Origin of the sequence: Intestinimonas sp. (assembly GCF_026169115.1) — a bacterium.
In the GTDB taxonomy this organism is placed as follows: domain Bacteria; phylum Bacillota; class Clostridia; order Oscillospirales; family Oscillospiraceae; genus Intestinimonas.
Genome location: NZ_JAPFEA010000019.1, coordinates 1 through 13,516 on the forward strand (window position 1 = coordinate 1; position 13,516 = coordinate 13,516).

The window sequence follows — 13,516 nt, forward strand, 5'->3', positions numbered from 1 at the left end:
CCGGAGGGGCGGGTGGAGTAGAAGCCTCCGCCGGGGGGCGGCGGGGTCATGCCCTGCCGCTCCAGCTCCTGCATGGCGGAGAGGGCGTCTCCGTTGTTCCGCTCCAGGGCAGAGAGGGCCGCGATCACGTCCACACCGGCGGCTGCGCTGAGCCGCCGGGCCTGCTTTACCGTCACCGCCATGGCCCTCCCCCTCTCTGTGTATTCTGCCTCCATGATAACCCATTTCGCCTAAAGGAGACTTTGGAATTTCTTTAGATCCCATTAAAATGACCGGCTGCCGCCGGCCGGCACCCTAGATTATAGCCCATTGGCCGCCCCGGGGCAAGGGCGGGGCTTTACCCGGCGGCGGCGGCTGTGGTATAATCGGAAGGAACACCGGTAAAGGAGGGATGGTCCATGCGGAAGCGGCTTTTGGCCGGACTGTGCGCTGCCGCGCTGCTGCTGGTCCTCATCCAGGGGTACGCCGCCGGGGAGGAGTGGGACGCCAACGTCATCTTTCTGGCCCTGAACGACTCTCCCGTTCCCCTCAGCGACAGCACCATGCCCATCAATGTGGGGGGCACCATCTACCTGCCCTACTTTATGCTGGACGCCAACCAGAACGGTGGCATCCGGCTGGGCATCATCAACGGCGGACAGGACAAGGTGAAGAGCACCCTCACCCTCTACAACACCGAGCCCAGGAACCTGACCTTTGACCTGCGGACCGGCCTTTCCTACGACTATATCCCCGACGGGGACCGCCAGACCCCCACCGCCATCATCCGGGGGGGCCAGATCTATGTCTCGGCCAGCTCCACCTGCTCCTACTTCGGGGTGCGCTATATTTACAGCAACATCCAGTTCGGGGATAAGAGCTACCCCTATATCCGCATCCGCACCGACAACGTGGCCCTGGACGACGTCTCCTTCAAGAGCTCGGCCACCACGACCTACCTCATCCAGCTCCAGAACTACTATCGGTCGGTGACTGGCCAGGGCGCCGAGACGGGTCCGGGGAGCACGATTACGCCCCCTGCGCTCCAGCCGCCGGAGAGCGACCAGGACCGGCGGGGCGTCCGGGTCTATCTGGGGGTGCGCAGCGACGGCGGGGGAGCCGCCCCGGAGATGCTGGACCGGCTGCGGGACTATGGCTGGGGCGGGCTGCTGCTGGTGAGCGCCGATCAGGTGGACCGGCAGGACGACCTCATCCGCCAGGCGGTGGGGAGCGGCCACATGGTGGGGCTCATCACCGACACAAGGGACCCGGCCAAGGCCCTGCGGGAGCTGACCCAGGCCAATGAGCTGCTGGCCCACATCGCCCTCACCGAGACCCGCATCGTCCTGGCCGAAGACCCGGTGGTGGCCCAGACCCTGGCCGGGGCGGGCTGGCTGTGCTGGGAGGAGGACATCCTGGCCGTCCCCGGAGAAGGGCAGAGCAGCGGCAGTCTCTACCGCCAGATCACGGGCCGGCTGGAGGACCGGGAGGGCCGGACGAGGATCACGCTGGACGACAGCGCCGTCTCTGCCGCCGCCCTCAACCGGCTGCTGGGGACCCTGCTGACCGACGGATACAGCGTGCGTCTGGCGGTGGAATCGGAATTTTGAGGGGGTGCGGGACGATGGGAAGCTATTACTTTGACAACGCCGCCACCTCCTTCCCCAAGGCGCCCGGCGTGGGGGAGGCCATGGCGGACTATCTCACCCGTGTGGGCTGCAATGTGGGACGGGGGGACTATCAGCCGGCCTATGCCGCCGCCGAGCGGGTGCTGGAGGTCCGGGAAAAGCTGTGCCGGCGCTTCGGCGGGCCCGACCCCCGGAATGTCATCTTCACGCCGGGGTGTACCTACGGGCTCAACATGGTCCTGAAAGGGCTGCTGCGGCCGGGGGACAAGGCGGCCCTCTCTCCCATGGAGCACAACGCCGTCCTCCGCCCGATGAAGCAGCTGGAGGGGCAGGGGGTGGAGCTGGCGTGGCTCCCCTGCACCGACACCGGGGAGCTCCTGCTGGACCGGGCGGCGGAGGTCATCACCTCCGACCTGCGGCTGTGCGTCCTCACCCACGTCTCCAACGTCTGCGGGGCGCGGATGCCCGTGGAGGAGGTGGGGAGGCTGTGCCGGGAGCGAGGGGTCCTCTTCTGCGTGGACGCCGCCCAGAGCGCCGGCATCCTCCCCCTGGACATGGCGGCCATGGGCATCGACGCCCTGGTCATGCCCGCCCACAAGGGGCTGCTGGGCCCCCAGGGGCTGGGGGTCCTCATCCTCGCCGACGGGGCGGCCCAGGCCATGGAGCCCCTGATCTCCGGCGGCACGGGGAGCCGCTCCGACCTGCTGGAAATGCCCGCCTTCCTGCCTGACCGGCTGGAGCCAGGCACCCTGAATCTGCCCGGCATCTACGGCCTGGGGGCCGCCCTGGACTGGTGGGAGGGGCAGGACCAGGCCGCCCTCCGCCGCCGGGAGGAGCGGCTGACCGGCCACCTCATCGCCCGGCTGGCCGAGTATGCGGAGGACGGGCTGCGGGTGCTGGGCCCCGGGGAGGAAGGGCGGCAGGTGGGGGTGGTGTCGGTGGACTTTCTTGGCAGGGACAACGCCGAGTGCGCCTACCGCCTGGAGCGGGACTTCGGCATCCAGACCCGCTGCGGTCTCCACTGCGCCCCCCTGGCCCACAAGACCCTGGGCACCTATCCCCAGGGCGCCGTCCGCTTCTCTGTGGGGCCCTTCACCCGGTTTGAGGACATCGACTATGTCCAGGGGGCCGTGGGGGAACTCCTGAGCGGCTGAAAAGACAGACATGAAAACGCGGGACCGGAATTCTCCGGTCCCGCGTTTTTGCAGCTGGTCTGTGTGTGCCCGCAGGGTGGGCCGTAGGGCCGCCATACAGGACGGCTGCCGGGCGTGGGCGGGCGCGTCTGGGAAGCCGCGCCCCACGGCATTTCCCCCGTCATGCTGAGCTTGGCGAAGCATCCGTTTCTCTCGTCCCTTTCCAGGAAGCGCCCTCTTAAGAGGGAGACAACGGATTCTTCGGCCTGTGGCCTCAGAATGACGGAGGGAGGGGGGACCGCGGGCGCGTCTGGGAAGCCGGGCCCCACGGCATTTCCCCCGTCATGCTGAGCCTTGGCGAAGCATCCGTTTCTCCCGTCCCTTTCCAGGAAGCTCCCTCTTAAGAGGGAGCCAACGGATTCTTCGGCCTGCGGTCTCAGAATGACGGAGGGAGGGGGGTACCGCGGGCGCGTCTGGGAAGCCGCGCCCCACGGCATTTCCCCCGTCATGCTGAGCCCTGGCGAAGCATCCGTTTCTCCCGTCCCTTTCCAGGAAACTCCCTCAGGGGGAGGCGGGGGCGGCCCCCAGGCCGGAGGCGAGGAGCATGCAGAGGATGGAGAGCAGCAGCAGCGCCGCCAGCAGGAGGTTTCGTCTCAACCAGGTCCACCCCTTCCAGGAATGTGGGATCAGCCCGCCGCGGCCATGGAGGCAGTCAGGCGGTTCAGACCGTTTTGGGCGTCATTGAGTATTTCATAACGCCCCATAAGAGTGATAGATACATCGGACTTCATTCCCCCGTAGACCGCATCCTGGAAGGTGAGCGCACCGGCCCGGAGGGCTGCGCTAAAATAGTCAAAATTGCTGAACACCATGGTATTGACGGCCAGATCCGGGAATTCATGCTTATCCAGATAGTGGTGGGAGGGGACGGGGAGCTGGCCGATCTGCCGCAGATAGCCTTTGATCTGGTCCAGCATGTCGGCGGCCTTCGGGCCGGGGAGGTCGGCTGCGTCCACCAGGGCCTGCCCCACCTCCACTGCTTTCCAGTAGAGGGCGTAAGCCTGATCCAGGTAAGTCTGCATCTCCTGGAGCTGGGCCTGGGTGGCGGGGGCGTCGATGCTGATGAGTTCACTTTTATAGTGAGGGATTCCCGTCGGCTCGGGCACCCAGGTCACCACTTTGCCCATCCGCTCGCCCACGGACCGGAGGGGGAGATAGAGGGTCTCATCCACGAAGAAGGGATAGAGGGCGGTCCCGCCGCTGGAGAAGGTCCAGGGCGTCCCGTCCACCGTCACGGTGAATTGGCGAAGGAGTTGGACGTCGGCCCCCGATTCCCAATAGCGGTCCAGCCGGGCGAAATCCGCATCGTTTAACGGCACCGTACTATTGCTGAGTTTCGTCTGAATCAATGCCGCTTGCCCCGTGGTAAACGCAGCCTTTCCGCCGGCCCGGTCCACCGAAAGGGTACAGCCCAGCCATTTGGCGGCGGTGTTGGCGGGCATGTAGATGGTCCCGTTGTAAGAAAACAGGTATGTTTTCTTATCTTCAATATTGACAAACTCAGCGTCTTGACCATCCACGTAAATATTTTGTATGTAGGCTGTAACATGGTCAGAGGCAGGGGCGGCAAGAGCCGATGCTACCGAACCCAGCAGGACTACACAGAGCAGCCCGGCAAACATACGGCGAAAAACAGATTTCATCTCTTCCCCATCCTTTCTATGGTGCTTCCTCTGCGAAGGGAACAATCTCGGGCGTCCCCTGTACCGCCATTGTCTGATGAAGTACGGTCACGCTGGCCACCTGTTCCAGCTCCACCGGATCATCCAATTCCCAAACCAGGTCCAGCAGTACCCTTCCCTCCCGCTCCATGCCTACGGCCAGGGTGCAGTCCAGCGTCTCCACCTGACTGCCGTCGGTCAGGGTGAGAACGGCTGTGCTCGGGTACAGGTGGTCGGCCATGCCCTCCGAAGTGACGTGCATGGACAGGCCCAGCGGGGAGAGCCACAGGCCCTCTACCTGTGCCGGTTCCCGGCGTCCTGCCGGGTCCTGAACAGGGCCGCCGGTCCAGTCGAGTGCCAGGGACTCTACCGGTTCCAGAGGGACGTTGAGGGACCAGGCTCCCTCCACCGGTCCGCCCTGCGTGGAATAGTCGCCGGTGAAGAAGAATACCACGCTGTCGGCCAGCATTTCCCGACTGGGGCAGTCCGGCGGAAAGGCGTAGTCCAGGCCGTCGGGCAGCTCGGCCATGAGTTCCATATCCCAGCCACCGAAGTAGGGCAGATCCATGCCGGTAAGGATGATATCCTCCGCCGTCTGGAAACGGACATGGAGACGGCCATCCTCAGCGTAGCCAAACGAGGAGATGCGGATACCCGGCTCCTCTCCCTGCGGCAGAGGGCATTTTTCCCAGTCCATCTCCATGGGGTTCTGCTCCGGAAGAAGATAGCGCCTTCCGTCCGCGCCCAGGGCGCTCTCCAAAACCCCATCCGGCACCGCCTGGGCCAGCTTTTCTCCGTTGAGCCCCAGATAGAAGCTCTGGTAGCCGGGGATGATCTCGCCGACAGAGAGGTCCAGATCCTCTCTGGAAGATTGGCGGTAATAGGTCTGGCAGAAGGTGAGCGTACCTGTCTCTTCGTCGTAGGAGAGGGTCTCCATAGGCTCTCCGCTGGTGGGGGCTGTGGGGTCGTGGATCAGGTCTCCTGACTCGTCCCGGGCCAACTGCCACAGATCCATATCCGCCCCATCCCGGAGCCGGTCACCCTCCAGATCCCGGAGGGTGAGGTAGACCCGGACGATGTTCCGGTCAGCCAGGGCGGCGGCCACCCCCAGCTCGAAGCCCTGGTCTGTCACCGTCACCTGGGGCTGGGTGGCGTAGGCCGCCCGCTCTCCCAGGTGGGCCTGGATGGCCTCCCAGATGGCGGGCCCGGCGGCCAGCGCAACGGTGAGCAGCGCGGCGCAGACGGCGACGGCCACGACGGCCCTTTTGAAGACGGGGCGCTGGGGCGGCGCGGCCATCCGCCGCCGGACCGCCTCCTCCATCTCCGGCGTAAAGCGCACCTGGCTCAGGGCCCGGTCCAGGCGCGCGCCAACGTCAGACCTCATCATGATACCACTCCTTCAGCATGGGCTTGAGCCGTTCTCTGGCCCGTTTGAGACGCACGGAGACCGTTCCCTGGGGGACGTTCAGCATCTGGGCGATCTCCCCGGTAGAGCAGTCCCGATAGTAGTAGAGCACCACCACCTGGCGGTACTTGGGGGGCAGGGCCAGCACCGCCCGGACCACCGTGTCGTCGGGCTCCTCCGTCTCTCCGGCGGGGCAGCCCTCCAAAAAGGACAACTCCACCCGCCGGCGGTTCCAGGGGGACCGCAACAGATTGCGGCAGACGTTGGCGGCGATGGCGGTGAGCCAGGTCTTCTCCGACGCCTCCGCCCGAAAGCTGCCATAGCTCTGCCAGGCCCGGACGAAGGTCTCCTGGGCGGCGTCCTCGGCCTGGGACAGGTCCCCCAGCATCAGCAGGCACAGTCGCAGGATGCCGTCGCCGTACTCCGCCATCAGCCGCTCCACCGCTGCCCGAGCGTCGCACTCCCGCAGGACAGGGTCCATGGTCCTCATCTCCTTTCACCCTTATAGACACCTGAGCGGGGACGTTCGTTTCATTTTCTGCAAAAAAAGATGGACGCTTTTCGCGTCCATCTCCATTCAATTCCGTGTGGTCTCTGGCGCCCTCCCGTGGGGCGCGGGTGTCCGGGCCGATGAGGACATCGGCCCCTGTAAGCTATCCCCACGTCATGCTGAGCATTGGCGAAGCATCCGTTTCTCCCGCCCTGTTTCCTGCCGGCGTGAAGGGGGGATGCGGATTCTTCGCTCCGCTCAGAATGACGGGCGGGGGCCCAAGAAGGACGGGGAAGCCGTGGGCCCGCCGGGGGTGCCGGGCCCCACCATAAATTGAGGTGTGTCCGCAGGGGCGCACCTGTGTGTGCGCCCGTCCTGCCGGCGCGGTATGGGCGCGTCTGGGAAGCCGCGCCCCACACTGGGGAAGTGCCGCGCCGAAGGACGTCCTCAGTCCCCAACTTCTGCCGGAAGCCGGGACACCAGGGCCCAGGCCACCCGGCGCTCGGCGATGGACTCCACCCGGATGTGGAGGCCGTGGGTGTCCACCTCCACCTGGCAGGGGCCGTCCTCCGGGATCACGGGGAGCTGGTCGAAGACCAGGCCGCCCAGGGTCTCGGACTCCTCGTCCTCCGGGAAGTCCAGCTCCAAGGCGTCGGCCACGTCGTCCAGCTCCGCCGCGCCGGAGATCCGCCACAGGTCAGGCTCCAGCTGAATGATCTCCTGGTCCTCCTGGGGGTCGAACTCGTCGTAGATGTTGCCCACGATCTCCTCCAAAAGGTCCTCCATGGTGAGGAGCCCCGACGTGCCGCCGTACTCGTCCACCACGATGGCCATGTGGACCTTTTTGCTCTGCATATCCCGGAACAGGATGTCGGCCCGCACCGACTCCGGCACAAAATAGGCCGGACGCAGCAGCTCCCGGATGGGCTTGGGGGAGGGGCGGCGGCTGTTGAGGAAGTAGTCCCGGCTGCTCAGGATGCCCAGCACGTCGTCGGCGTCCTCCCCGCACAGCGGGAACCGGGACAGGCCCGAGTCCTCAATGGTCTTGACGATCTCCGCGTCGGTGTCCTCCGCCCACAGCAGCACCATATCGGTGCGGTGGACCATCACGTCCTCGGCCACCGTGTCGTTGAACTGGAAGACCTTTTCGATCATCTCCTTCTCGTCGGCCTCCATGTCCCCCTTCTCCTCGCTCAGGTCCATGAGGGCCCGCAGGTCCTCCTCCGAGACCGACTCCCGCCCGGCGTCGGGCTTGATGCGGGTCAGGCGCAAAAAGGCGTTCCAAAGGGCGTTCATCACGCCGCCCACCGGCGGCGCCGCCTGGGAGAGGAGCGCCCCCAGCAAAAACAGCGCGACGCCCGCGAGTATGTACGGCCATAATGGGTCCGGCAGCAAGTCAAATTCCTCCTTGTGTTCCCGGTCCGGACAGGGCTGCCCGGACCGCCTTTTTCTTTGATAACAGTCCCCATTATAGCATAGGGTGGAAAACTTTTCACTACAAAGTTCAACTGGCGGCCCAAATGTGGTATACTGGTCTCGCTTTTCCCACAGAGAAGGGCCCCGACCCGTATGGCCCCTCCGTTTCATGGAGATGATGACAGGATGAAATCGATCCCCGACGCCCTGCGCGCCCTGCCCGAGGAGCTTTCCGACTTCCTCCGCCGGGGCCTCCTGGCCGTGGTCATCGGACTGCTGGTGGGGGCCGTGGGCGTGGCCTTCCACTATGGCATCGATCTGGCCACCGAGCTGCGCCTGGCCCACCCCTGGCTCCTCTGCCTCCTGCCCCTGGGCGGGCTGGCCATCGTGCTGCTCTATCAGGTCTGCGGCATGGAGAAGGACCGGGGCACCAACCTGGTGCTGGTGGCCGTCCGGGAGCACGAGCCCATGCGCCTGCGCACCGCCCCCCTCATCTTCCTCTCCACCGTCCTCACCCATCTGGTGGGTGGTTCCGCCGGCAGGGAGGGGGCCGCCCTCCAGCTGGGGGCCTCCATCTCCAGCAAGCTGGGCCACAGGCTGGGCCTGGAGCCGGAGGAGGGGCGCATCCTCACCGTCTGCGGCATGGCGGCCGCCTTCTCCGCCCTCTTCGGCACCCCCCTCACCGCCGCCGTCTTCGCCCTGGAGGTGGTCCATGTGGGGGTGATGCACTACGCCGCCCTGGTCCCCGCCTTCCTGGCCTCCCTCACCGCCGCCCTGCTGGCCGGCGGGCTGGGAGTGGCCCCCACCGCCTACGCCGTCGCCGCCCTTCCCGCCCTCTCCCCGCTCTCCCTGCTCCAGATGGTGGCGCTGGGGGCCCTGTGCGCCGCCCTCGCCGTCCTCTTCTGCGCCGTCACCCACGGCGCGGGCCACATCTACGCCAGGGTCTTCCACGACCCCAGGCTCCGGGCCCTGGCGGGGGGCGGGCTGGTCCTTCTTCTCTCTCTGCTGGACGGCGGACTGGCCCACCAGTACTACAACGGCGCCGGCGGCAACCTGGTGGAGGCCGCCGTCACCGCCGGCGGCACAGGAGTGGAGCCCCTGGCCTTCCTGGTCAAGCTCCTCTTCACCGCCGCCACCCTGGGGGCTGGGTTCCGAGGCGGGGAGATCGTTCCCACCTTCGCCTGCGGGGCCACCTTCGGCTGTGTGGCCGCCCCCTTCCTGGGGCTGGAGCCCTCCTTTGGCGCCGCTGTGGGCACCGTGGCCACCTTCTGCGGCGTCACCAACTGCCCCATCTCCTCCATCCTCCTCGCCTGTGAGCTCTTCGGCGGCGGAGGACTGCCCCTCTACGCCCTGGCCATCGCCGTGGCCTACCGCCTGTCCGGCTACTCCGGCCTTTACAGTGAGCAGCAGATTGTCTACTCCAAGCGTCTGCCCCACGCTCATTCCCTAAATCAGCCAGAGAAATGAACTTCCTTTTCCATTCCAAGATAAGGAGTTTTTTACAATGAACATCTTTGATATTATGGGGCCAGTTATGGTAGGCCCATCTTCCTCTCACACCGCCGGGGCGGTGCGCATCGGCCTCATCACCCGGCACTTGCTGGGGAGTCAGCCCGTCTCGGCCCAGCTCCTCCTCCACGGCTCCTTTGCCGCCACCGGAAAGGGCCACGGAACCGACCGGGCCCTGGTGGCCGGTCTGCTGGACATGGCCCCCGATGACCCCCGCATCCCCCGTGCCTTCGCCCTGGCCCAGGAGGCCGGCATGGAGCTCCACATCTCCACCGCCGTCCTCCGGGGGGCTCACCCCAACACCGTCCTGCTCCGGGTCCGGGACGCCCAGGGCCGGGAGATGGAGGTCAACGCCTCCTCCCTGGGAGGGGGCCGGGTGCGGGTCAACGCCATCGACGGCATGGAGGCCACCTTCACCGGCGACTACCCCACCCTCATCATCCGCAACCAGGACAAGCCCGGCGCCGTGGCCGAGGTGACCGGCGTCCTCTCCCGCCGGCAGGTGAATATTGCCACCATGCAGCTCTACCGGGACAAGCGGGGGGGACTGGCCGTCATGGTGCTGGAGAGTGACCAGCCCATCTGGGCCGAGGCCGTGGAGGAGCTGCGGACCTCTCCCGGCATCGTCCGGGTGACCTATCTGGATCTGAAAGGAGGGCGCTGACATGGCCTTCGGTTCTGTGGAAAGCCTGCTCCGGGCCTCGGAGCGCACCCCGCTGTGGGAGGCGGTACTTCTGGACGACCTCAGTGACCGGGGGGTGGACCGGGATGCCTCCTGGGCAAAGATGACCGGACTCTGGCGGGCCATGGAGGACTCGGTGGCCGGCTATGACCCGTCCCGCCGCTCCGCCTGCGGCCTCACCGGCGGCGACGGCGCCAAGGTCGAGCATGCTCAGGTGGGGCTGTGCGGCCCGGTGCTCACCGCCGTCATGGCCACCGCGTTGAAGGTGGGGGAGTGCAACGCCTGCATGGGCCGCATCGTGGCCGCCCCCACGGCGGGAGCCAGCGGCGTCCTTCCGGCTGTGCTGCTGCCCATGAAGGAAAAATACGGCTTTTCTGACGACGAGATGGTCCGGGCCCTCTATGTCTCCGCCGGTTTCGGCCAGGTCATCGCCACCCGGGCCTCCATCGCCGGGGCGGAGGGGGGCTGTCAGGCCGAGGTGGGCTCGGCCTCGGCCATGGCGGCTGCCGCTCTGGTCTCCCTGCTGGGCGGTACGCCGGAGCAGATGGCCTGGGCCTGCGCTACGGCGCTCCAGAACCTGATGGGCCTGGTCTGTGACCCGGTGGCCGGACTGGTGGAGCTACCCTGCGTCAAGCGCAACGTCATCGGCGCCGTGAACGCCCTCACCGCCGCTGAGCTCTCCCTGGCCGGGGTGGGCAGCCCCATCCCATGCGACGAGGTCATCGACGCCATGCGCGCGGTGGGGGACGTGCTCCCGGCCTCCCTGCGGGAGACCGGCGGCGGCGGTCTGGCCGCCACCCCCACCGGACGGCGCATCGCCGAGGAGCTGCTGGGACGGTGACCGTTGCATGACAATATCCTGATATGTTATACTTTTCTATATTTGCCAAAGGAGCCGACTGCCATGTTCACCTTCCACCGCGACAGCCGCCGTATTCCGCCCCTGGAGCGGGGCCTTACCCCCTGCAAGGACGCCTGGGGTCCGCGCTCCGTGTTGAAGGAGGGTTGAGCCATGGCCGGGAAACAGGAAGGAGGGCGGCTCATTTACGCCGACCTCATGCGGGTGGCGGCCATGCTGGCCGTCATCGTCATCCATGTCTCCGCCGGGTGGCTGGAGTCCCTTCCCGTGGGGACGGCGGACTGGCACGCCCTCAACGCCTGGGACAGCCTCACCCGCTGGGCCGTGCCCGTCTTCGTCATGTGCAGCGGCATGTTCCTCTTAGACCCCAAGCGGTCCATCTCCCTGCCCACCCTCTTCTTCCGGTACTTCCTCCGGATGGTCACCGCCCTTTTCTTCTGGGGGGTGGCCTACCACCTGATCTATGACCTCATCGCCGGTACCCTGAGCCTGGGGAGCCTTCCCCGGGCCCTCTACGCCGTGGTGCTGGGGAACACCGAGACCCATCTGTGGTTCCTCACCATGATGATGGGGCTCTACCTCCTCACGCCCCTCCTCCGGGCCTTTGTCCGGGGGGCCTCAAGGGGGGACCTCCACTGGTTCTTCCTGATCTACGCCCTCTTCATGCTCTTCCTTCCCCTCTTCCTTCGTCTGCGGGGGAGCCAGACGGCGGCCCTCTACGCCGACCGCTTCTATCTCAATTTTACCCTGGCCTTCCCGCCCCTGGCCTATGTGGGCTATTTTGTGGCGGGCTACTACCTGAAGACCTATACCCTGGGCCGCGTCGCCGAGGGCCTCATCTATCTGGCGGGTATCGCCGGAGCTGTGGCCACAGTGGGGGGGACCGCCCTCCTCTCCGCCCGCGCCGGCGGGCTGGACACCACCCTCTATGGCTACCTCACCCCCAATGTGTGCGCCATGGCGGTGGCCGTCTTCGTCCTCTTCCGCTACCTCCTGGGGGTCAGCGACGAGCGATCCAGGAAGCAGCGGATGAGCGCCATGGCGGAGTGCGGCTTCGGGGTCTATCTCTGCCACGTGGTCTTCCTCATCCTCCTGCGGGGCCTGGGTCTGGCCATCCTCCCCATTCCGGCGGCGGTGGCGGTGCCCCTGCTGACTCTGGTCATTTTCCTGCCCAGCTACGCCCTCTCCTGGCTCCTCCACAAGCTCCCTGTGGTGGGCCGCTACCTCACCTGATACACAAAAAGGAGTCCCGCCCATGCTCTTTTCCAGCTCCATCTTTCTCTTTGCCTTCCTCCCGGCGGTGCTCCTGGGCTACTATGTGGTTTTCCGGGGGATGCGCCGGGCCCAGAACCTGCTGCTCCTGGCCGCATCCCTCTTTTTCTACGCCTGGGGGGAGCCCTGGTTCGTTCTGGTGATGATGGCCTCCATTGCTGCAAACTACCTCTTCGGCCTCTGGGTGCACACCTGGAAGCGCCGGGGCAGAAGGCTCCTTCTCCCCGTCACCGCCGCCTGTGTGTGCAACCTGGGGCTGCTTTTTGTGTTCAAGTACCTCACCTTCACCCTGAAAAATCTGGCGCTGCTGGGGCTCAACACCCCCATTCCCGTCATTGAGCTGCCCATCGGCATCTCCTTTTTCACCTTCCAGGCCCTAAGCTATGTGCTGGACGTGGCCATGGGCGCAGCCCAGGTCCAGCGCAGCCCCTTCGGCCTGGGACTCTACATCTCCCTCTTTCCCCAGCTCATCGCCGGCCCCATCGTGAAGTACGCCACCGTGGCCGACGAGATCCAGGGGCGGCGGGAGACCTGGGCGGACTTTTCCGACGGGTGCTGCCGGTTCCTGGTGGGCCTGGGCAAGAAGGTCCTTCTCTCCAATCAGCTGGCCCTGGTGGCCGACGCCGCTTGGGATACCCCCGCCGGCAGTCTCTCCACCGCCTTCGCCTGGCTGGGCTCCCTGTGCTACACCCTCCAGATCTACTACGACTTCTCCGGCTACTCCGACATGGCCATCGGCCTGGGGCGCATGTTTGGCTTCCACTTCCTGGAGAACTTCAACTGGCCCTACGTCTCCCGCTCGGTGACCGAGTTCTGGCGGCGGTGGCACATCTCCCTGTCCACCTGGTTCCGGGACTATGTCTACATCCCCCTGGGGGGCAGCCGCCGGGGAAAGGGGAAGACCCTGCGCAACCTCTTTGTGGTGTGGCTCCTCACCGGGGTGTGGCATGGCGCCAACTGGACCTTCCTGTGCTGGGGCCTCTTCTACTTCCTGCTGCTGGTCCTGGAAAAGACCACGGGGCAGGTGGCCGCCTGGCCCAGGGTCCTGGGCTGGGGCTGGACTTTCCTCATGGTCAACTTCGGCTGGGTCCTCTTCCGGGCCGACTCCCTCACCGCCTGCGGCGCCTTTCTCGGGGCCATGTTCGGCCAGGGCGGTGGGCCCGACCTCCAGGCCGCCTATTACCTAGAGCAATATTGGCTTGTAATATTACTTTCTGTTTTCTTTGCCTTCCCCATCGCCCCCTGGCTCACCCGGAAGGTAAGCGCCTACTTCGACCAATATGCCCGGCATGTCTTCCCCCTGTGGGACGGGGCCTACGGCCTGGTGCTCCTCCTCATTTTCCTGGCCGCCGCCGCCTTTTTGGTGAAGGGGACCTACAACCCCTTTATCTACTTCAATTTCTGAACCGAAAGGAGGGCGCT

At 66.0% G+C, this 13,516-nt stretch carries 11 protein-coding genes and 1 pseudogene; 7 read left to right on the top strand and 5 right to left on the bottom strand.

Going from position 1 to position 13,516, the window contains the following annotated elements; all coding sequences use genetic code 11:
* Positions 1 to 182: pseudogene (locus tag Q0Y09_RS01620) on the bottom strand (ubiquitin); the annotation flags it as partial.
* 216 nt (positions 183 to 398) lie between these two features.
* Between Q0Y09_RS01620 and Q0Y09_RS01625 the strand changes: the two are divergent.
* Both Q0Y09_RS01625 and Q0Y09_RS01630 read left to right on the top strand, forming a co-directional pair.
* On the top strand, positions 399 to 1,589 hold the full coding sequence (locus Q0Y09_RS01625) for a hypothetical protein (protein WP_297716727.1): 1,191 nt from the start codon (positions 399 to 401) through the stop codon (positions 1,587 to 1,589).
* Between the two features lie 14 nt (positions 1,590 to 1,603).
* A complete protein-coding gene (locus tag Q0Y09_RS01630) occupies positions 1,604 to 2,761 on the top strand; it encodes an aminotransferase class V-fold PLP-dependent enzyme (RefSeq protein WP_297716729.1) in 1,158 nt (385 codons plus the stop codon).
* 665 nt (positions 2,762 to 3,426) lie between these two features.
* On the opposite strand, the gene Q0Y09_RS01635 is transcribed toward Q0Y09_RS01630, so the two are convergent.
* From Q0Y09_RS01635 to Q0Y09_RS01650, 4 genes are all read right to left on the bottom strand, one after another.
* Positions 3,427 to 4,443, bottom strand: coding sequence for a hypothetical protein (locus Q0Y09_RS01635; RefSeq protein ID WP_297716731.1), 1,017 nt, complete (start codon positions 4,441 to 4,443; stop codon positions 3,427 to 3,429).
* Between the two features lie 16 nt (positions 4,444 to 4,459).
* A complete protein-coding gene (locus Q0Y09_RS01640) occupies positions 4,460 to 5,848 on the bottom strand; it encodes a hypothetical protein (protein ID WP_297716732.1) in 1,389 nt (462 codons plus the stop codon).
* A complete protein-coding gene (locus Q0Y09_RS01645; RefSeq protein WP_297716735.1) occupies positions 5,835 to 6,347 on the bottom strand; it encodes a sigma-70 family RNA polymerase sigma factor in 513 nt (170 codons plus the stop codon). The genes Q0Y09_RS01640 and Q0Y09_RS01645 overlap by 14 nt, the downstream gene beginning before the upstream one ends.
* Positions 6,348 to 6,803: 456 nt before the next feature.
* Positions 6,804 to 7,700 (bottom strand): hemolysin family protein, encoded by an 897-nt coding sequence (locus tag Q0Y09_RS01650; protein ID WP_297716737.1) that lies wholly within the window; start codon positions 7,698 to 7,700, stop codon positions 6,804 to 6,806.
* Positions 7,701 to 7,958: 258 nt separating this feature from the next.
* Here Q0Y09_RS01650 and Q0Y09_RS01655 point away from each other — a divergent pair, with 258 nt between their 5' ends.
* The 5 genes from Q0Y09_RS01655 to Q0Y09_RS01675 all read left to right on the top strand — a co-directional run bounded on the left by Q0Y09_RS01655 (position 7,959) and on the right by Q0Y09_RS01675 (position 13,499).
* Complete coding sequence (locus tag Q0Y09_RS01655) at positions 7,959 to 9,239, top strand: chloride channel protein (RefSeq protein WP_297716739.1); 1,281 nt, start codon at positions 7,959 to 7,961, stop codon at positions 9,237 to 9,239.
* Positions 9,240 to 9,276: 37 nt separating this feature from the next.
* Positions 9,277 to 9,945: an L-serine ammonia-lyase, iron-sulfur-dependent subunit beta gene (gene sdaAB, locus Q0Y09_RS01660; RefSeq protein ID WP_297716741.1), complete on the top strand. Its 669-nt coding sequence runs from the start codon at positions 9,277 to 9,279 to the stop codon at positions 9,943 to 9,945.
* Between the two features lies 1 nt (position 9,946).
* Positions 9,947 to 10,804 carry an L-serine ammonia-lyase, iron-sulfur-dependent, subunit alpha gene (gene sdaAA, locus Q0Y09_RS01665; RefSeq protein ID WP_297716743.1) on the top strand — a complete coding sequence of 286 codons (858 nt, stop codon included), beginning with the start codon at positions 9,947 to 9,949 and terminating at the stop codon, positions 10,802 to 10,804.
* 171 nt (positions 10,805 to 10,975) lie between these two features.
* Complete coding sequence (locus Q0Y09_RS01670; RefSeq protein WP_297716745.1) at positions 10,976 to 12,055, top strand: acyltransferase family protein; 1,080 nt, start codon at positions 10,976 to 10,978, stop codon at positions 12,053 to 12,055.
* 22 nt (positions 12,056 to 12,077) lie between these two features.
* A complete protein-coding gene (locus Q0Y09_RS01675; RefSeq protein WP_297716747.1) occupies positions 12,078 to 13,499 on the top strand; it encodes an MBOAT family O-acyltransferase in 1,422 nt (473 codons plus the stop codon).
* Positions 13,500 to 13,516 lie beyond the last annotated feature (17 nt).